The sequence below is a fragment of the Porphyromonas sp. COT-290 OH3588 genome, from assembly GCF_000769075.1.
Taxonomy (GTDB): domain Bacteria; phylum Bacteroidota; class Bacteroidia; order Bacteroidales; family Porphyromonadaceae; genus Porphyromonas.
Window position 1 is genome coordinate 569,160 of sequence record NZ_JRFC01000014.1, and the last position, 18,806, is coordinate 587,965.

16 protein-coding genes and 1 tRNA gene are annotated in these 18,806 nt (G+C 50.8%); 3 read left to right on the forward strand and 14 right to left on the reverse strand.

Annotation, left to right across the window (positions count from 1 at the left end; genetic code table 11):
* Positions 1 to 93: 93 nt before the first annotated feature.
* Positions 94 to 786: an energy transducer TonB gene (locus HQ48_RS04225; RefSeq protein ID WP_044188721.1), complete on the reverse strand. Its 693-nt coding sequence runs from the start codon at positions 784 to 786 to the stop codon at positions 94 to 96.
* 1,052 nt (positions 787 to 1,838) lie between these two features.
* Here HQ48_RS04225 and HQ48_RS04230 point away from each other — a divergent pair.
* Together HQ48_RS04230 and rlmN are read left to right on the forward strand one after the other, a co-directional pair.
* Positions 1,839 to 3,986: a peptidylprolyl isomerase gene (locus tag HQ48_RS04230; protein WP_044231801.1), complete on the forward strand. Its 2,148-nt coding sequence runs from the start codon at positions 1,839 to 1,841 to the stop codon at positions 3,984 to 3,986.
* 78 nt (positions 3,987 to 4,064) lie between these two features.
* Positions 4,065 to 5,120 carry a 23S rRNA (adenine(2503)-C(2))-methyltransferase RlmN gene (gene rlmN / locus HQ48_RS04235; RefSeq protein WP_235300191.1) on the forward strand — a complete coding sequence of 352 codons (1,056 nt, stop codon included), beginning with the start codon at positions 4,065 to 4,067 and terminating at the stop codon, positions 5,118 to 5,120.
* A gap of 111 nt (positions 5,121 to 5,231) precedes the next feature.
* On the opposite strand, the gene HQ48_RS04240 is transcribed toward rlmN, so the two are convergent.
* The 5 genes from HQ48_RS04240 to tig all read right to left on the reverse strand — a co-directional run bounded on the left by HQ48_RS04240 (position 5,232) and on the right by tig (position 12,842).
* The gene (locus tag HQ48_RS04240) at positions 5,232 to 5,708 is read right to left on the reverse strand and encodes a Dps family protein (protein WP_044186410.1); all 477 of its coding nucleotides are present in this window, start codon (positions 5,706 to 5,708) and stop codon (positions 5,232 to 5,234) included.
* 224 nt (positions 5,709 to 5,932) lie between these two features.
* Positions 5,933 to 7,216 carry a phosphopyruvate hydratase gene (gene eno, locus HQ48_RS04245; protein WP_044186409.1) on the reverse strand — a complete coding sequence of 428 codons (1,284 nt, stop codon included), beginning with the start codon at positions 7,214 to 7,216 and terminating at the stop codon, positions 5,933 to 5,935.
* A gap of 368 nt (positions 7,217 to 7,584) precedes the next feature.
* Positions 7,585 to 8,544, reverse strand: a complete 960-nt coding sequence (locus tag HQ48_RS04250) for an NAD(P)-dependent oxidoreductase (RefSeq protein WP_044231804.1) — start codon at positions 8,542 to 8,544, stop codon at positions 7,585 to 7,587.
* Positions 8,545 to 9,173: 629 nt separating this feature from the next.
* A complete protein-coding gene (locus HQ48_RS04255) occupies positions 9,174 to 11,345 on the reverse strand; it encodes a S9 family peptidase (RefSeq protein ID WP_044231805.1) in 2,172 nt (723 codons plus the stop codon).
* Positions 11,346 to 11,477: 132 nt separating this feature from the next.
* Positions 11,478 to 12,842, reverse strand: a complete 1,365-nt coding sequence (gene tig / locus HQ48_RS04260; RefSeq protein WP_044231807.1) for a trigger factor — start codon at positions 12,840 to 12,842, stop codon at positions 11,478 to 11,480.
* 19 nt (positions 12,843 to 12,861) lie between these two features.
* Between tig and HQ48_RS09355 the strand changes: the two genes are divergently transcribed.
* Complete coding sequence (locus HQ48_RS09355; RefSeq protein WP_160225910.1) at positions 12,862 to 13,008, forward strand: hypothetical protein; 147 nt, start codon at positions 12,862 to 12,864, stop codon at positions 13,006 to 13,008.
* Here HQ48_RS09355 and HQ48_RS04265 read toward each other — a convergent pair.
* The 8 genes from HQ48_RS04265 to HQ48_RS04300 form a co-directional block, all read right to left on the reverse strand.
* Positions 12,979 to 14,118, reverse strand: coding sequence for a hypothetical protein (locus HQ48_RS04265; RefSeq protein ID WP_044231808.1), 1,140 nt, complete (start codon positions 14,116 to 14,118; stop codon positions 12,979 to 12,981). The genes HQ48_RS09355 and HQ48_RS04265 overlap by 30 nt on opposite strands.
* A gap of 140 nt (positions 14,119 to 14,258) precedes the next feature.
* Positions 14,259 to 14,333: transfer RNA gene (locus HQ48_RS04270), tRNA-Val, on the reverse strand.
* A 152-nt stretch (positions 14,334 to 14,485) separates the two neighbouring features.
* Positions 14,486 to 15,172, reverse strand: coding sequence for a GNA1162 family protein (locus tag HQ48_RS04275; protein WP_044231809.1), 687 nt, complete (start codon positions 15,170 to 15,172; stop codon positions 14,486 to 14,488).
* 2 nt (positions 15,173 to 15,174) lie between these two features.
* Complete coding sequence (locus tag HQ48_RS04280; RefSeq protein ID WP_235300192.1) at positions 15,175 to 15,540, reverse strand: DUF4810 domain-containing protein; 366 nt, start codon at positions 15,538 to 15,540, stop codon at positions 15,175 to 15,177.
* A 139-nt stretch (positions 15,541 to 15,679) separates the two neighbouring features.
* A complete protein-coding gene (locus HQ48_RS04285) occupies positions 15,680 to 16,042 on the reverse strand; it encodes a hypothetical protein (RefSeq protein WP_044231810.1) in 363 nt (120 codons plus the stop codon).
* Positions 16,043 to 16,052: 10 nt separating this feature from the next.
* The gene (locus tag HQ48_RS04290) at positions 16,053 to 16,994 is read right to left on the reverse strand and encodes a CsgG/HfaB family protein (protein ID WP_044231812.1); all 942 of its coding nucleotides are present in this window, start codon (positions 16,992 to 16,994) and stop codon (positions 16,053 to 16,055) included.
* A 36-nt stretch (positions 16,995 to 17,030) separates the two neighbouring features.
* Complete coding sequence (locus HQ48_RS09000; protein WP_152568305.1) at positions 17,031 to 17,744, reverse strand: hypothetical protein; 714 nt, start codon at positions 17,742 to 17,744, stop codon at positions 17,031 to 17,033.
* 107 nt (positions 17,745 to 17,851) lie between these two features.
* Positions 17,852 to 18,799, reverse strand: coding sequence for a glycosyltransferase (locus tag HQ48_RS04300; protein ID WP_044231813.1), 948 nt, complete (start codon positions 18,797 to 18,799; stop codon positions 17,852 to 17,854).
* Positions 18,800 to 18,806: the final 7 nt, after the last annotated feature.

Below are 18,806 nucleotides of genomic sequence, written 5' to 3' on the forward strand. Positions count from 1 at the left end.
GCAATAAACCGTGACCGCTCTGAATAGGGGGCCACGGTTTACCATAAATAAAATATTCACAATATGAAAAGCTCTTTTCTAATCTAAGACAGCTTATTGTAAGCGGAATACAACTGGCAGTCTGAAGCGCTGACGCACAGGCTTACCACGCTGCTTACCGGGCTTCCAAGCTGGCATACCAGATACCACACGCACGGCTTCCTTATCTAGAGCAGGGTCTACACCACGTAGCACCTCTACCTGAGATGGCCTACCGTCACGCTCGATCACGAAGCCCACGATCACACGACCTTGGATACCGTTCTCCTGAGCGATCTCGGGGTAGCGCACGTTGTTGCTTAGGTACTTCATCAGAGCTGCCTGACCGCCGGGGAACTCAGTGCTCTCTTCTACGATCTCGAAGATTTGGTTGGCATCTTCTTCCTCTACAGGAGCAGCTACGACTACAGGAGGAGGCGTTGGCTTAGCCTCGTCAGCCGATACGAAAGCTACCTTGGCAACTTCCTTCTCGTTGTCTACTGTAGTAAACTCCTCAGGTAGCTGAGCCTCGATTTGCTGTTCGGGCTCTGGCTCTGGCTCTGGTTGTTCCTCTTGCTGTTCGTCTTGTACGATGAGGGCATCATCAAGATCGGCTAGGCTTAGTACTGCCGTATCAATAGCCTTAGCGATAGACGAGCGCCACTCAAGGGTAACGAAGAGCAACGATAGCGCCACTACCAGACCGAGCAAGAGGGATAAGCCCTTGCTTTTCTCAAGGTCTGCTTGAGGTGATTTCTTGATTTCCATAACTATTCCTATATTATTTGTTTGTTTAACTTCAAGACTACATCAGCACAAAAATACTAAAGTTTTTGCCAACAACAATACATCACAAGAAAAAGTGAAGTCTAGCACCATGAGCGACTTCACTAAGTTCAGCTTGGGTTGCTCTGTACATTAAATAAGGATCCGGACAATCCCCAATTAATGACCACCACAAATCGAGGTTATCCAACTATGCACTTATCTAGCGCGTCTGCCATTCACACATTTTCACAACCATTTAGACAATTGAAGCAATTGAGCGCTTGTATCAGCCGAATGCAAGCAAAAACTCAAACCTCGTATTTAGCCTCTAGGAGGCTCTAGGCTGCGTCCGACGTCGCTTGAGCCAACAACCTCCAGCCCGACCAAAACAGCAGCCGGGAACAGCCTCCAAGCAACCATCTAACAACCAAACACATAAACAAGAACCACGAATTAATCAGCCACTTAGCACAACCGATTCCAAGTTTTCTTCCCATCAATCTTGCCGAATTGATGGACACATCGCTGGGGATTAGTCCACCAATCCACAAAAATCTTCCCATCAATTTTCTTTAGGCTCTTCGTTTGTCTTTATAAACCAGCGCCTCATTCCATAAAATATCTAAGCAATCCCTTTGCATACCTTAACACAAAAGTAGACAAACGAGCCTTGTTTCAGATGAGCCCGAGGCACACGAAACATACTAGCCGAGGGGCAATTGGTTTTAGCTTGCAGCAATGCCACGGGCGATATCGCCACACCAAGCAGTATATATTGAAGGGGATTATGCTCATTTCTCATCTAGCTTAGGGTATCGAGGGCGGGAGAGATCGAGATTTTACCCCTTAACTCCCCGCATTCACCCCATGATCAACAACCATGATTGCGGCAGACCCGTCTTATTTGCGCATAAGATTGGGATAAGATCTAGCAGAAATAGAGCGACACATCAACATTTTAGCGGCAATTATAAGCCTATATCACTTACTGTTTGTATCTTTGCGACGCAATTATTATAGGTAATAACAAAACAAACTATATAGTATCTCAAATGGCAGTATTAGAGAAGATCAGAAACAATGCTGGCCTCTTGGTCGGAGGGATTGGTGTTGCGCTTGCAGCATTCCTCCTCGGTGACGGTATGCGTTCGTGCACGCCGTGGCTACAAAAGAGCCAACAGGTGGCCTTGTCTATCGACGGACAGGAAGTATCAATCATGGACTACGATGCTCGTCTGCAGATGATGCAGGAGCAGATGGAGGCACGCTCACAGCAGCGCCTGAGCGACGAACAGAGGCTGATGATCAACAATCAGCTCTCGCAGGAGTACATCACCGACTATGCTATCACTAAGCTAGCCGAGGAGCTTGGCCTCAAGGTAACCAACGACGAGCTCTACGCTCTCTTGAGCGGTCAGGGCGTCAGCACTTCTCCTATCGCACGTCAGTTCTTCTCCCAGTTCGGCATCAACCCCGAGGACAAGAAGTCTGTCGATGATCTCATCATGCAGATGAGCGACAAGAACCTAGGCAACCTACCAGCCGAGCATCAGGCTCGCCTACGTGCTCAGTGGCAGGGTGTACACCGCTCTATCGTCAATAGCCGTCTGCAAGAGAAATTCTCCGCACTGCTTAGCCGCAGCTACAAGATTACCAAACTCGACGAGGAGATCGCCCAAGGCTCCGGTAGCCGCACAGTAGCTCTCGTGCGCACCACCGCAGGTATGATCTCGGACAGCACACAGCGTGCTACCGATGCAGAGATCAAGAAGTACTACGAGGAGCACAAGAACTTCTTCCGCATGCCTTACCCCAACGCCGAGGTAAGCTACATCAGCATGCAGGTACTCCCCTCAGCCGACGACTATGCAGCCGCCGAAGCCGATATGCAGAAGGCCTACACCGAGCTACGCGAGTCTGCTACGCTCACGCAGGTTGAGGAAGCTATCCGCAACTACAACGAGAAGTTCTCTAGCAAGGTGTACCTCACCGCTGCCGAGCTGGACCAGATGGGGCTAGGCACAGATGATGCAACCTTCATCAAGACGTCGGAGATTGGCGCTGTCAATCAGCCACGTCTAGTGAGCGACCGCTACAACCTCGTTAAGCTCATCGACAAGAAGACCAGCGCAGAGTCTATCGGGGTACGTATCCTCACGCTCGATAGCGCAGGGATGGCCAAGAGCGACAGTCTACTGGCACTGCTCAACTCTGGCGCAGACTTCGCCGAGCTTGCCAAGAAGCATAGCTCAGACCCAAGGACAGCAGCCGACGGCGGTCTGCTCATGGTGCCCAACCAGTATGGTATGACGGACAGCACCTTCACAGAGTTTACGCTAGCTCAGTTCTCTCTCGACACACTCTACAAGGCTCCTTTCGGCTCAGTGATCACGCTTGAGCGCCCCGGCATGAACAAGATGTTCGTCAAGGCCGTGCATGTGAAGCCAGCTGTAGAGAAGTATCAGGTAGCCACTGTATCTATCCCTGCTCTATTCTCGGATAAGACCTACAACGAACGCTACGCTGCGCTAAATAAGATCCTCGGCGAAGGTGGCACATTCGACCAAATGGCAGAGAAAGCGGAGAAGGAAGGCTTCGAAATATCTCGCGCCATGGCCGTATCTACCCAGTCGCCTCAGCTAGGAGCTATCCCAAGCTCTCGCCCCGTAATCACTTGGGCGATGAATGCCAAGGACGGTGAGATCGCAGACAAGGTGTACCGCTGTGGCTCCGACTACCTCGTAGTAGCCGCTCTAGATAAGCACTTGCCTGCTGGTTTCGCTCCCCTATCCCTAGTACGCGAGCAGATCGCTGCTCGTGTAGAGATGGAGAAGCGCACCGAAGCGCTTGCCAAGTCGCTCGAGTCCAAGGCACTCGCCTCACTCGATGCTTACGCTACCGAGCTCAATACGCAGGTAGATACGCTCGTGGGGGTTAGCTACGTGGTGCGTGGCTCCGAGGGTGCAGCCTTCAACGGTAAGACGATGACGACTGCGCTCAATATGGTGTCTAAGCCATTCGTAGCAGGCAGCGAGGTAATGGTCGTTCAGCCATTGAGCCAGCAGCCAGCAGATGCCACAGCAGCTCAGGCACAGAGCCGTCAGCAGGAGGCAGACCTAGGCCGCCAGTTCAGCTATCGTGCCTTCTCACAGCTCTTGCAGAGCCTCAAGGTAGAGGACAACAGAGCTCGCTTCTACTAGGGCATACGAAACCCTACACAACCAACAACCCGAGCCGACTGCCAAACATTAGGCAGGTGGCTCGGGTTTCTTATACAAATGATTTATAACTCAATGACGGACAATAATACAAGCAAACAAACCCTGCTGGGTATGTCGCTCGAGGAGCTAACCTCTGCGCTCACCGCACTCGGAATGCCCCGCTTCACAGGCAAACAAGTGGCGGACTGGCTCTACAAAAAGCGGGCAACAAGCATCGAAGAGATGACGAATATCTCCAAGGCCAATCGTGAGCTAATGGCCGAGCACTTCGTCGTAGGGCGTAGCGCCCCCGTGACTTCGCAGCTCTCGGTAGACGGCACTCGCAAGTATCTTTTCAAGGTCGCTACTGGAGGTTTGGTAGAGTCGGTCTTCATTCCAGACGGAGATCGGGCGACACTCTGTATCTCCTCGCAGGTCGGCTGTAAGATGAATTGCCTCTTCTGCATGACGGGCAAGCAAGGCTTCCGTGGACATCTCCCCGTGAGTGAGATTATCAACCAAGTACTCTCAGTCGAGGAGTCGGAGCAACTCACCAATATCGTCTATATGGGTATGGGCGAGCCGCTAGACAACGTGGAGCAAGTGATGAAGTCAATACGAGTGATGACGCAAGACTGGGGACTGGCTTGGAGCCCCAAGCGACTAACCCTATCGACGGTGGGCGTACGCAAGGGACTAGAGCGCTTCCTTCGTGAGACGACGTGCCATCTAGCTGTTAGCTTGCATAACCCATTCCACGAGGGCCGACTAGAGATTATGCCAGCCGAGCAGGGCATGACGCTAAGCGAAACGCTCGATCTGATTCGTCAGTACGACTTTTCTGGCCAGAGGCGTGTATCATTTGAGTACATCGTCTTCGACGATCGCAATGATAGTCCCAAGCATGCTGCCGAGCTGGCACGCATTCTCAGAGGTATTCCCTGTCGCATCAACCTAATCCCCTTCCACCAAATCCCGAACGTCCCCCTACGCCCTACGACACGTGAGCGCATGGAAGCCTTCAAGACTCAGCTAGAGCGTGCGGGCTATGTAACGACGATCCGCACTTCTCGAGGCGAAGATATCTCGGCGGCCTGCGGTATGCTATCGACGAAAGAACAGATGGGCCTGTAATAGTCCCCGTAGACGACGGCTATTGCAGCCGACTAGACACAAAAAAAACTTCGCCCCGTAATCTCAAATGGATCACGGGGCGAAGTGCTTATATATAGTCGTTTGTTTTGATTAGCCTAGGTAAGCAGCAAACATCCAAGCGCTCTTCTCTTGCTCAGAGAGGAAGTCACCAAGGAGGGCAACCGTTACTTCGTCGCCTGCTTCGCTAGCAGCCTCTAGAACTTCACGCTCTAGAGCGATGAGGGTCTTATAGTTGTCTACAATCTCTGGGAGGATCTCTTCTTGCTTAGACAGCAGAGTCGTTTCCTTGATCTTGCTCTGGCCTACGAGTACGCTGAAGCGATTCTCGGGCTGTACATCCAGCTGGAGCAGACGCTCTGCTAGCTCGTCTACCTTCTCGGCTACATCGTCGTACATCTTCTCGAACTGCTCGTGCAGAACGAAGAACTGTGGACCACGAACGTGCCAGTGATAGCCACGCAGATTGGTGTAATATACTTGGAATGTAGCAAGCAGCGTTTCCAGACCCTTAACTACTGGGGCGAGCTTGGCAGCATCTAGCCCTGTGATTGACAATACCTTGTTCATAATACTTCTTTGTTTAGTTTGTTTTGTTTCTTTGATGATGCAAAGGTAGCACCTCCCCTACTGGCAACCAACAGACAGATATAATGCCTAAATCAGCTCCATCTATAATTGCCCTACGCCTCGTGGTGTGCCTCCAAAGCTCAACTCCCAAGAGCCCAACCTCGTGTAGAGGCAGCCTCTTGGGAGTCTTTTCAAGTCACTGTGTTATGTGCCCGAGGGGCGATCTACTTCACACGCTTGATGCCGTACTGAGCTAGTGCGCCAAGTTCCTCCTCGATACGGAGCAGCTGGTTATACTTAGCCATACGGTCTGTGCGTGAGAGTGAGCCAGTCTTGATCTGGCCAGAGTTTGTAGCTACGGCGATGTCTGCAATCGTAGCATCTTCAGTTTCGCCTGAGCGGTGAGATGTTACGCTCGTAAAGCCATGACGGTGAGCCATCTCGATAGCATCAAGTGTTTCGGTGAGTGTACCGATCTGATTAACCTTGATGAGGATTGAGTTAGCGCAGTCCTCGGCGATACCACGGCGTAGGTACTCTACGTTGGTTACGAATAGGTCGTCACCCACGAGCTGGATCTTGCTACCGATCTTAGCTGTAAGCTTCTTCCAACCTTCCCAGTCGTTTTCACCCATACCGTCTTCGATAGAGTCAATTGGGTACTTCTCTACGAGAGAGGCGAGGAACTCAACCTGCTCGTCGATCGTGCGCTTAGCACCGTTAGGACCCTCGAACTTGCTGTAGTCGTAGATACCATCCTTGAAGAACTCGCTAGAAGCGCAGTCCATAGCAATCGTAATGTCTGAACCAGCCTTGTAGCCAGCCTTCTCGATAGCAGCGAGGATAGTCTCTAGAGCTTCGTCTGTACCGCCAGCGAAGTTGGGAGCGAAACCACCTTCGTCACCTACTGCCGTGCTGTAACCCTTACCCTTGAGAATGCTCTTGAGGGCATGGAATACTTCGGCACCCATACGGAGTGCTTCACGGAAACTGGTAGCACCTACGGGGCGGATCATAAACTCTTGGAATGCGATAGGAGCATCTGAGTGAGAACCACCGTTGATGATGTTCATCATAGGTACAGGTAGCACGTAAGTGTTGGTGCCACCGATGTAGCGATACAGAGGCATATCGAGGTAAGCAGCAGCAGCCTTAGCCACAGCGAGAGATACACCGAGGATAGCGTTGGCACCTAGTCTGCTCTTAGTCTTAGTACCATCTAGCTCAAGCATCTTCATGTCGATAGCACGCTGCTCTAGAGTGCTCATACCATAGAGAGCAGGGGCAATCTCGTTGTTGATGTTTTCTACAGCCTTGAGTACGCCCTTACCTAGGTAGCGACCCTTATCTCCGTCACGAAGCTCAAGCGCCTCATTTTCACCAGTCGAAGCACCGCTTGGTACAGCGGCACGACCGATGATACCACAAGCTAGATGTACATCTACCTCTACGGTAGGGTTACCGCGAGAGTCGAGGATTTCTCGACCTACAATCTTTACAATATGCATATTAGTCTTGAATAATGGATGAATATTCTCGTTAAGTTATCCGCCCACAAAGATACTAAATAAATATAAAAATACCCAATCCAAAGAACGATATATTTTATTGTTTTCAAATGAGCTACCAACACATAGATCTATCGGCCATGGGGCAGACCTGATAGGAATAGCATGATACTGCGAAGAGTGTCTTAGAGGATAGTTAATTTTGGCCTCTCCTCCTCCAAGACACTCCAAAGTATCCAAAGCACAAGGCACTGAAAACAGGACAAAGCAGAGTGTGCCAACCTATAGAGTCGAGGCCAGCAGCGAAGGACACTTGAAAAGCCTCATCAAAGCCACTCCTCGATCACAATATGATGACGCCCCCAAGGCTAAACAATGCGGCTGATATTAGGTGAGCCGTCGAGGAAGCCGAGCACATTGCCCACCAGCTCATCGACCATCGACCGCCATGCCTCATAGGTCTTGGTGCCGACGTGTGGGGTCATCACGACTTGTGGCAGCTCAAGTAGTCCGGGGCGAGGAACATCTTTGTCCTCAAAGACATCTAGCCCGGCCGTAGCCAAATGCCCCGATTTGAGGGCAGCAATCAGAGCATCCTCGTCCACAATAGAACCCCGAGCCGTATTAATCAGTATGCTCCCTTGCTTCATCAGCGCCAGCTCACGCTCGCCAATCTGATGATGCGAGGCTGGAGTGTAGGGTGTATGTAGCGAAACAATATCGCTCTCACGGAGCAAATCCTCTAGAGGTCGGTACTCAATCTGCTGGGCAGCCTCTAGCTCTGGGGCGAGCCTAGTGCGCTTATAGTAGAGCACCCGAAGGCCAAACGCCAAGCAACGCTTCGCCACAGCAGCTCCGATATTGCCATAGCCGACGATCCCGATAGTCTTACCATAGAGGTTGGTGCCTAGCATCTCAAGCCTAGGGAGGCGCAGCTTACCACCAACCTCTCGAATGCGGCGGTCTAGCTCTGCCGTCCGCCTAGTACAGCTCAACAGGAGTGCCATGGCTAGCTCTGCGGTAGGTGCCACAACCGAACGAGGCGTGTTGGTTACAGCGATGCCGTGTACCCGAGCATAGTTTATATCTATGTTATTGTATCCGACGGCATAGTTCGCCACGAGCTTGAGCTTCTTACCTCGTGCCATCAGCTCTCCGGTCACTGCATGAGTGATTGTCGAGCAGAGTATATCACAATCCTCGATGAGCTCCATGAGCTCTTCCGTTCTAAGATCCTTATTGGTTTGCGGACGAATAACTGTATGCTGAGCGCATAGGCGTTCAAACCCTTCGTCTACGGTATTAAATCCGACTAATATCTTCGCCATACAATCTTGTTATTAAGGTGAAACAATTTAAGGCAAAGTTATTTATATTTCCCCTGCCCCAAACTCCCTCTCTCTACGAGGCGAAATGCCCTCCCCTTGTCGAAAACAAAAATTTGCAACTCTGACTACACTTTGGCATATCTACGGGCAATCGTATCCGCCCTAGGGCTAGAAGTGGCAGACCTCGTATTTGCCTCCTAGCAGGCTCTAGGCTGCGTCCTCTCTTGCTTGGGCTCCCTCCCTTAGCTAGACATAAATAACCACCCTAAACGCAATAATCATAAAACACTAATAAACAAAAGAATAACCATAAAGATAGAGCAATTAAATAGAGTCGTGGTACATTTCTTGGCATTTCTCCCCATCAATCTCTAGAAATTAGTGGGCACATCGGGGGGCATTAGCCCACCAATCCAAATCATTCTTCCCATCAATTTTGCTTACCAGCCCAAGCGGTCTTTACAAACCGGCCATGAATTCCACCAAAGCCTTCAGAAATATTCCAACACTTCTTAACACTAAAGTAGACAAACGAAGTACTCAGATGAGCCGATTAGACCGAAAAAGGGCTGCGCCAAATGAATTTAGCGCAGCCCTTTTTCGGCTAATTCTAGAACCTCGAGGCTCAACTAAAGATGCTCGATGACGTAGCGAGCCATCTTGCCATAGATATGCTGAGAAGTTTTGCCTCCTCTGATGCCATGATCTTTGTCCGTATAGATAGCCATATCGAAGGGGACACCAGCCTCTACGAGGCGAGTGGTCAGATCCATCGTATTCTGCACGTGCACATTGTCGTCCGCACTGCCGTGTATGATCAGGAGCTTGCCCTGTAGCTTATCGGCCACCTCTAGGACGCTACTCTTGCGGTAGCCATCGGGGTTCTCTTGTGGTGTACGCATAAATCGCTCCGTGTAGATCGTATCGTAGTACTTCCAGTCGGTTACTGGTGCTACGGCAATGCCGAGCTTAAACGTACCCTTGCCATGGCAGAGGCTCATCAGCGTATTATATCCGCCGAAGCTCCAGCCCCAAATACCGATACGCTTAGCATCTACGTATGGGAGCTTACCTAGAGCCTTGGCGGCTGCTATCTGGTCGGCACTCTCCTGCACACCGAGCTTGAGGTACGTCCCCTTGCGCCAAGCCTCGCCTCTTGCTCCCGTACCTCGCCCGTCTGCACAAACTACGATGTAGCCTTGGCTTGCCAAGTAGTATTCCCAGCCAAAGCGGTAGTCGTCTAGCACAAGTTGCGAATTAGGCCCGCTGTACTGAATCATCAGTACGGGGTACTTTTTGTTAGCATCGAAGTTGTGAGGTTTGAGCATCCACGCATTGAGTTCTACGCCATCGGCTAGGCTAATGTTCGTTAGTTCTTTCTGTGCAAAGCTATACTTGGAGAGTTTTTTGCGCAGGGCTGCATTGTCCTCTAGGGTACGTAGGCTCTTGTTGTCCTTGCTGCGGTAGACCTCGGTCACCGTAGGAGAGGCGAGCGAGGCGTAGCTATTGATGAAGTAGTCGAAGCTAGTAGAGAAGATCGCCTTGTTCGTACCTCTACCTGCCCCTAGACGAGTACGCTTCCCCTTGGCATCGACCCGATAGATCGCTCTCTGGCTTGGGTGCTCGTCGGCTGCTTGGTAATAGGCATTGCCCTGCTCATCTAGCCCGTAGAAGGCAGTAACGTCCCATTGACCTGAGGTAAGCGGACGAATAACCTGCCCATTGTCGCCAAAGAGGTAGAGGTGCGCATAGCCACTGCGTTCGCTCGTATAAGCAAAACCTTGGGGGACAAACTCCAGCGTTTGTATGTTTTCGCTATCGACATAGGTCTCACTTCGCTCATCGAAAACGAGCTTAGGGATCATAGTCTTGTAGTTGACGTAGAACATCTTGAAGTGATTTTGACGGCGATTGAGCGTCATCACGGCCAGATTACCGCCACGCCCCACGAAGTCGATGCGAGGAATGTAGTAACTGTCCTCCTCCTTGAGCGGAATGTGCTTGAGCTTGCGATCGGCGACGTCGTAGAGATGTACGCTTACCCTAGAGTTCGGCTCGCCTGCCTTGGGGTATTTGTAGGTATAGTCGGTAGGATAGAGATTGCCATGATACATAGGCATTCGGTATTCGGGCACGGCACTCTCGTCGGTGCGGACGAAAGCCAAGGAAGCGCCGTCCTCGCTCCAGCTCATCAGCTTTGTGACGCTAAACTCTTCCTCGTACACCCAGTCCGTCACACCATTCATCACATGATTGCGCTTGGCATCTGTCGTGACACGTACCTCGGTGTCGTAGTCGAACTTCTTAATGAAAATATCGCCCTCACGCACGAAAGCAACCATGCGTCCGTCGGGGCTAAAGGTGGGGATCATCACCTTGCCTTGGGTTTCGCTCAGTGGCTGTACACGATTGCGTCGTACGTCGTAGTGATAGACGACACTCTTGGTCGAACGACGGTAGATGTGCTCACGCTCCGTGTGCAAGAGTATGTGGTGACCGCTAGGGGCAATCTGATAATCGTCGAAACGCTTAAACTCACAATCCCTAGCCTTCGCTGTGCTGAAGAGTGTATCTACCAGTGCTCCAGTGGCGAAGTTGTAGCGCAGTATCGCCGACCCGTCTTGAGAAACAAGCGTATAGTGCTGCCCATCGGTCGTAGAGCGCATACCATAGCCTGCACCTCTAGCCGAGAACTTACCCGTGAAGATCTCGTCGATAGTGGGCGATTTGTGCCCATTCTGCGCTGCGAGAGAAAGCACAAGCGTGCTCATCGCAAGCATTAGCTTAATTGGTCTGATCATAATAGTTCGTTTACGTATAGATAATTACCTTGCAAACATACAAAAAACATCAAGCCTACCCTCAAAGCAAACGGGGCAGTGCCGAAAAGATCTTCGACACTGCCCCGTTATGTGAGCTATTATTGTAGCCGATTAGGCCTCTGGATTGATCAGCTTACCGAACTCCTCTGGGCTAACGCTCTTTTCCTCGAGCGTTACCATACCCTTAACGATAGCAGCGAACTTGTTGTCTAGCACACGTGCGCTCAGATTACGAGCAGTGTCTTCCTTCTCAAGTAGGCTCTTGGCATAGTTGTGTAGCACTTCGTCGGGTACAGAGCTCATACCATACTGGGCGAACTGGCTCTTGGCAACGATCGTAGCGAAGGCTAGAACTTCCTCACGACTAACCGTTACTTCCTTCTCAGCTAGAATGCCGTCCTTAACGATCTGGTAAGTTAGCCCCTCGAGCTGCGCTGGGAGTTCCTTCTCGATCTCCTCTTCGCTTAGCTTCTCGTTGCTGATCTTGAGCCAACGCTTGAGCAAAGCCTCAGGGTACTCTATCTTGCCAGCCTTCTTGATGATTAGGTCGCGTACGTCCTGCAGTAGCTTATAGTCGCTCTCTGGGTCGAACTGCTCACGGAATCCTTCGCGGATCTTAGCCTTGAGTGTTTCTTCGTCCTTCACATCACCCTCTTCGCCGAATGCCTTCACGTAGAACTCTTCGTTGAGCTCTGCTGGTACGTGACGCTGGATAGAAGAGATCTCGAATGAGAACTCCACGCCCTTGTAGGCCTCTACCTGATCCTTGTCGATCTTGAGGAAAGAAGCAAGCTCGTACTGATTGCCTTCGTAGGCCGCATAAGGCTCGAATGTAACAACCGTATTTTTAGTCTTGCCAATGAACGCAGCCTTCGCAGACTCTTCCTTGACATAGTCTGGCATAATGAGAGCTTCCTCTACGAGGATACCTCCGTCCTTGGCAGCACCATTCTCTAGCTGTACAAGTCTACCACGTACGATGTCGCGAGCTTCTACGCTCTCGGCCTCCTGCTGAGTGCCCTGCATATTAAGCATCTGCTCGATGTGTGCAGATACCATCTCGTCTGTAGCCTCAATATGGTAGTATGGCAGATGGTCGTCCTTACCGAGCTTAACGTCGATATTTGGCGTAAGAGCTAGGTCGAAAACGAACTCAAAGTCTTCGCCCTTCTCTAGATCTTGCTCTGGAGCCGTTTCGCTTGGCATAGGCTCTCCAAGCACACGGAGCTTGTGCTCGTTGATATAGTCGTAGAGCTTGCGACCAACGAACTTGTTGATTTCCTCAACCTTTGCACCTAGCCCAAACTTCTTTTGAATCATGCCTATAGGCGCGTGCCCCTTGCGGAAGCCGGGGATGTCGGCACGCTGACGATATGTTTTGAGTGCCTTCTCTACCTCTGCTTGATAGTCTGCTTTCGTTACCGCGATTGTCACTACTGCAGCGACGTCGCTGGTATGCTTAATGGATACAGCCATTCTTTTTTTGTTGATTATTATGATTGAATTATTTTCCAAACAGCTCTACTGTACGCATCTACTCTACGGAGAGTACGGGTACAATATGAGGCGCAAATATACGGCAAATCTACCACTTCCCCAAAACGATAAGAGCCTAGAAGTAGTAGCCGAGATTGATGTATAGGTAGCTTTGCCAAGGCTGGTTGGGCAACCCTCGGACGAAGCCCTCGGCATTACCTAAGCCCATATCGGGATGATTACGGGCAAGCGCCCAATCGACATAAGTCTGGATTGGCCCCGTAGTAATGAGGCAACCTAAGATATTCTGATAGGTATTATGTGCGCCATCTAGGCGCTTATGCATCATACTGAAGTCATTGTAGAGATACAGTTCGCTCAGCCAAGGGAGCCTAAAAGGGATGCGATAGCCTAGACCAGCCGAATAGGTATCGCCTTCGGAGGCAATGGGGTGAGTTGCCCCGAAGGCCGTCATGGTCACATAGTCGGTCGATAGGCCTTGCTTAGGCCTCGAATACATACCATATCTACTATACTGAGCCTTGAAGCTAAGCGCTCCATAGTCTAGCGTATAGTGTAGGGCGGTAGCATAGCGCGAACCCATAGCCTGAGTATCTATATTGTACAGCCCACCGACCATACTCGATAGACCGATCTGATGCTGCCAAGTATTCCCCCACTGGCGATGCAGGTAGAGATTGAGCTGATTGACCTCTCTATTGCGTCCTGCCACATCGAAGCCAAACCTAGAGGGCGAGGCCTCCTCGCCACCAAACCAATCGGCATTTTTGTAGAAAGCCACACTAGCCTCCCAGCCACGATAATTGTAGACATAACGAAGCCCCATATCGGAGTCGTCCTCTAAGCCGAGTAGATAGTTGAGGTTGAATAGGAAGCTATTAGAGGCGCAAGGCATCACGCCGAATGGAACGGGTACTAGCCCTAACTGCACCTGATGACGCTCGTTGGGTGTATAGCTCATATATCCATACTTGAGCATACCGCCTCCCGAGGCTGTGGCATAGAAGCGATAGTCCGCCGTTAGGCTAAAGTTGCCATAGCTCGCTTCAGGGTTAAGGCGAAAGACATCATAGACGAGCAATCCACCCTCTCGCTTGTGGTCCTCCAACCAAGCGGCATACTTATATCCAAAGCGAAGTGCTCCACCCAATCGGAGCTTAACGTTATCTGCTTCTTGAGCCAACAAAGAGACCGTGCCCAGTAGTACAAGTAGTACAACAGTGATAAACCCAACCCTATCTCTTCCTAAAATCATATATCAGAAATGCTTGTAACGCAAATATACGAACTAATGCCTGATGTCAGGCACCCGATATGAGGACGAATGCTCGTCTACCGCTAAGGGAATAATGAAAAAGTCGCAAGCTGAATGAATCAACTTGCGACTATAATTCGTGGGCCCAATAGGATTCGAACCTATGACCCTCTGCTTGTAAGGCAGATGCTCTAAACCAGCTGAGCTATAGGCCCCGTTGTCTTTAAGACACTGCAAAGGTAATACTATTTTCCAAATCTCCAAACAACCACCACTTTTTTTTGCAAAATTCTTAGCGAGTCTATGCAGCGATTTAGCCTTGAGTTACCCGACGAGCCTACTAGGTTAAAGCAAATGTTAGTTGCCCCTAGCGGATTACGACCTTCTTTAAGCTATTGACTTGTGCTGGCATATTACCGTCTTTGCCGTATTCGGGAGAGAACTTGCCTAGAGGTAGATCTGCCACAGCGTATGCACTGGCCTTGCGCGCCCCAACTATCTTCTCGGTGGCAGCCGTAATTACAGCGTTTGCGATCATCCCCAAAAGTCCGCCATCGGACACTACTGCACAATCTACTGTAGCTACGATATGACGCTCAAACATAACCTCCTCTGTACGCGTAGACTTCAAGATAAACTGAACCTCTACGTCGATTGTATTCAAGAGAACGGATTTCTCCCATTGCTTGACAATCGTGAATAGGGCTGCATCGGCATTGAAGACCTGTACAAATGGTTTGAGCGAACGGTCGATAAACATCTCCGCATCCGCTGCACTCTCACTCTGCAGAAGTTCCATAGCCAGATAGGGTGAGAAAATGTAATAGCCACGCTCGGAGAGAGGCTTCATCAGTGAAGTGTAGAAGTAATCTTTGGCCTCAACGTGATTGGTCTCATTGATTGGAGGCATAATGAGGATTGAGGCAGGTTTCTCGCTATAAACCTTGGGGAATAGCTTGGCGCGCGTAGATGAGAGCGTACCACAGCTTACTAGGACGAAAGCACTCACCAAAGTGAGGCAGAGGCGGAGCAGAAGTTTGTTGGTTATAGACATAGTTATTTATTTTTTAGCTGCTCAATAATGCGGTTAATAAACACGGTACTCTCGGGATAAAGCTCTACCTCCTTGGCGAGCATCTGTAGGCCTAGCTCTTTTTGCCCAGTCTTGACCAGCAGATAGCCGTACTCGGCACAGATGCCTGGAGGTGGGGTTTTGCGCGAGGCTACCTGTCTATCGATCATCTTCTTGTAGGTCTCTACGACATCGGAGAGTCGCTCGGGGCTTTGGCTCTGTGTATAGGCATAGGTAACCTGTTCGTAGTTGTACCAAGAGTAGAGATTTGAGCTCGTACTACAGCTCGATAAGCCTAGCATAATAACCAAAATGGCCGAGAGCATTAGTGTGCGCATAGGTTGCTTCATATAGAAAAAGTTTAATGTGATATTCAATGATAATGGTGTGCCATAGTAGGCTAATAGCCGTGTGTACCCATAGTGGAGCTGCGGACAAAATGAATTGGCACACAGCTCCCTTGGGGTATGGATTATTTAGTATGTATAGCTAGGGTAGTACGATCGTCTTGGCGTTGCGCGTAGAGACGAAGATATGCTGGTTATAGAGAACTTTGCCTGCACTATCGAAAACCACAATACGGTGTTTGCCAGGCTTGAGGACGATGCGCCTGCCTGTGCGAGCCGCCTTGTCGTCGCGTACCACCTTAACGGGGATAGACTCCTCTGCATCAATTTGCACATAGACCGTCTCGTTGATATAGGTGCGATTGGCCGAGAGTACGACATAGGCTTCGTCGCTCAGACCACCACTGATCGAGGCGGTAGAGCCACAAGATCCAAGTGTAAATATCATAGATAAAGCCATCAATAGGCCTAGGGCTAGATATCTGAGATTTATCTTCTGTTTCATAGCTCTGCTCTTAAAGTTGTTGGATGTAGTAATGCTCATATTGCGTGGGGTCAATCTGACCATCCACAACAGTTACGATAGAGAACTCCGTCTCGGTAGTCTCTCCCATCGTGGCTTCTACCTTGATTGTCGCAATCTGCTTGCCTGGCAGCTCAAACTCGACACCTGTCTGCGGGTTCTTGACCTTTTTGCCTCGGGCGAAAACCCCAAAAATATCCCCCTGGCGCAACCCCTGAGACGCTCCACCAGCGATGATGACACCCTCGTCATCCACACTGAGCAGATAGGTGCGCCAAGGCTTGTCCGTACACTTGTTGATGATATTCTCTACGAGCATATCGATCGCTCCAGAGATGGCCTTATCGCTGAGCGTGGCATCGTAGCCAGCCTTACCGCCAAAGCCTAGAGTACTCTTCGAGGTAGTCTCGGCCGAGCCTTTACCCTCCTCCGAGTAGATAATAAGCCCCGTGGCGACATCTACGATGCGGATGCTCACACCTGCCTCTACGATCTGGCTCTTCTCGGTGGTAAAGAGTCCCTCCTTGCCTGTCGTCTTACGTCCAAACTCTGTAATAGACCCCAAGATCAGATAGTCGGCCCCGATCTTCTGTGTCGTAGAGGCTTGCGTCTTGAGTTCGGCCTCGATTTTGTCTAGATCTCCACGCTCTAGGAGGATAAACTTACCCGAGCTACTGAGCTTGGTCGAGAGGATGTCGAGAGCTTGCTTGGCCATTGGGTCGTTTTCGCGCTCGTAAAAGATCCCCTTGCCATACTGCGTCTCATTGGAGAAACGACCGATGGCGACCTTCCACTTGAGTACTTGTGTCGGCTGTGGTGTAGCCTTGTGTTCTGTTTCGCGCTCAATGCGTTGGGGGTTTTGTGCCACTGCTATCCCAGAGGCTACCAAGATGCCTAGTAGTCCTAGTGCATGCGCTCTAATATTTGCTTTCATATAAATCTAATAATTACGTGTGTACCACTTACTCCTCTAGCGTAGGCGGAAGCCAAAGCCAAAACTGATAGTCCAGTCGTAGAAGCCATTGACCTGATTGAGGCCTAGGCCTGTATAGAAGTCCACGGTGCGTCCCAAGTGGCGACGGTACTGTCCCCCAAGTTCCCAAGAGAAGAGGGTGCGACCCACCCAGTTTCCTTCTAGCTGATAGCGTGCAAAGCCAACAAGAGGCTTCAGCTCGAAGCGATCGTATTTACTCGTGGGCAGAGACAGAAGTCCACCGACCATCATAGAGGCTAGGGATATATCCTCATCGTAGTGCTGGCCGTAGGATGTCTGATCTTCTAGATCATAGACCCGTGCTCCTATCTTGGCCGCTATGCCGACATTGGGCGTCAGGAGAAAACCAAAATCAATAGGGCTAATATAGCCCCCGATGCTCCTCATACCTCCACTATAAGCCATACCAGCAGAGAAGCCAATATATCCACGCTTCTCAGTATAGCCACTAGAGGCTTTGCGATTGAGTGGAGCATCCTTGACGATACGCTCCACCTCGCTGGAGTTGTACACAAATATGCTCCCATCGGCAGTAAGGATTTTGACCTGCTTGCCCTGCACAACCTCCAGTACTGTACCTCGGATAACCGAGCCGTTTTTGAGGTAGACAACCTCATTGCCCGACTTCTGTGCATAGACACTCGCCCCCACTAGGAGCAAGCACAGAGTAACTAATACTCTAAAGTTCACACTAATCGAATTTTGAAAGTTCACACTAATCGAATTTTGAATTTATACCTGAGTATATAATGCGATCTACAAAGGCCGTTTACAGTTCCTCGAAACCTCTAGGGACTCTACCCTACCCAGTGCTTGTCCACCCACGCGCGGATGAAGCCCGAGCCGTAGCCCCAGAGCTGCACGAAGCTAGCAGGGACTGCTCGCACTGCCACGTCCCAGCGCCCAGAGCGTTGCTTGGCATCGACAAGGAGCAAGAGTGCATAGAGCAAGAGTGGCGCGCAGCCTACTACCGAGAGCAGGCAGAGGGCAGAGATCATCGTAAAGAGGGCAGGCAAGTAATGTACAAGCCTCGTACTGCCGGGATGCCGTGCCTCTAGAGCGATGCGTGCCATGCCCGAGTGATGCACCTGCATGAAGAACCTACTGAGGTCTACACGACGCTTGTGATAGACAAAAGCATCGGGGAATAAGCGCACCGAAGCGCCAGCCTCGATCAATCGCAAGCTAAAGTCGATATCCTCGCCGTAGCGCATATCCTCGGCGAAACCTCCCAAACGGAGAAAGAGCTCTCGGCGACAGCCCATATTGAAGGTGCGAGGCTTGAACTGCTCCATAGCATCGGCACTACCGCCACGTATGCCACCTGTGGTGAGCCATGAGGTCATGGCATAGTTTACCGCCTGCTGCATCGGCGTGAAGTCAGGTGAAGCGGCGTCTGGCCCGCCGAAAGCATCGGCACGGGTACCATAGATACCTCTCTGCACGGCTTCTAGATAGCCAGAAGGGAGCACCACATCGGAGTCCAAAATGAGAAGATACTCACCGCTAGCACGCTCTGCCCCTCTATTGCGTGCCACGCTAGGGCCAGAGTTGGGAATGCGCAGATATTGCACTGCGGGGAGAAGCGAACGAAAGCGCTCCACCTCCCGCTCGCAGCTGAGCGTAGAGCCGTCCTCCACGATGATGACCTCATAGTCGAGCATCAACTGACGCGTGAGGCTATCCAGTAGCTCACGCACTTCGTCGGGGCGGTTGTAGACGGGGACAATGATTGAGAGGAGCATTATTCTT

What these genes read in the sequence shown, in the direction of transcription:
- HQ48_RS04225 (WP_044188721.1), bottom strand. Translation starts at nt 786, where the DNA reads ATGGAAATCAAGAAATCACCTCAAGCAGACCTTGAGAAAAGCAAGGGC.
- HQ48_RS04230 (WP_044231801.1), top strand. Translation starts at nt 1,839, where the DNA reads ATGGCAGTATTAGAGAAGATCAGAAACAATGCTGGCCTCTTGGTCGGA.
- rlmN (WP_235300191.1), top strand. Translation starts at nt 4,065, where the DNA reads ATGATTTATAACTCAATGACGGACAATAATACAAGCAAACAAACCCTG.
- HQ48_RS04240 (WP_044186410.1), bottom strand. Translation starts at nt 5,708, where the DNA reads ATGAACAAGGTATTGTCAATCACAGGGCTAGATGCTGCCAAGCTCGCC.
- eno (WP_044186409.1), bottom strand. Translation starts at nt 7,216, where the DNA reads ATGCATATTGTAAAGATTGTAGGTCGAGAAATCCTCGACTCTCGCGGT.
- HQ48_RS04250 (WP_044231804.1), bottom strand. Translation starts at nt 8,544, where the DNA reads ATGGCGAAGATATTAGTCGGATTTAATACCGTAGACGAAGGGTTTGAA.
- HQ48_RS04255 (WP_044231805.1), bottom strand. Translation starts at nt 11,345, where the DNA reads ATGATCAGACCAATTAAGCTAATGCTTGCGATGAGCACGCTTGTGCTT.
- tig (WP_044231807.1), bottom strand. Translation starts at nt 12,842, where the DNA reads ATGGCTGTATCCATTAAGCATACCAGCGACGTCGCTGCAGTAGTGACA.
- HQ48_RS09355 (WP_160225910.1), top strand. Translation starts at nt 12,862, where the DNA reads ATGATTGAATTATTTTCCAAACAGCTCTACTGTACGCATCTACTCTAC.
- HQ48_RS04265 (WP_044231808.1), bottom strand. Translation starts at nt 14,118, where the DNA reads ATGATTTTAGGAAGAGATAGGGTTGGGTTTATCACTGTTGTACTACTT.
- HQ48_RS04275 (WP_044231809.1), bottom strand. Translation starts at nt 15,172, where the DNA reads ATGTCTATAACCAACAAACTTCTGCTCCGCCTCTGCCTCACTTTGGTG.
- HQ48_RS04280 (WP_235300192.1), bottom strand. Translation starts at nt 15,540, where the DNA reads ATGAAGCAACCTATGCGCACACTAATGCTCTCGGCCATTTTGGTTATT.
- HQ48_RS04285 (WP_044231810.1), bottom strand. Translation starts at nt 16,042, where the DNA reads ATGAAACAGAAGATAAATCTCAGATATCTAGCCCTAGGCCTATTGATG.
- HQ48_RS04290 (WP_044231812.1), bottom strand. Translation starts at nt 16,994, where the DNA reads ATGAAAGCAAATATTAGAGCGCATGCACTAGGACTACTAGGCATCTTG.
- HQ48_RS04300 (WP_044231813.1), bottom strand. Translation starts at nt 18,799, where the DNA reads ATGCTCCTCTCAATCATTGTCCCCGTCTACAACCGCCCCGACGAAGTG.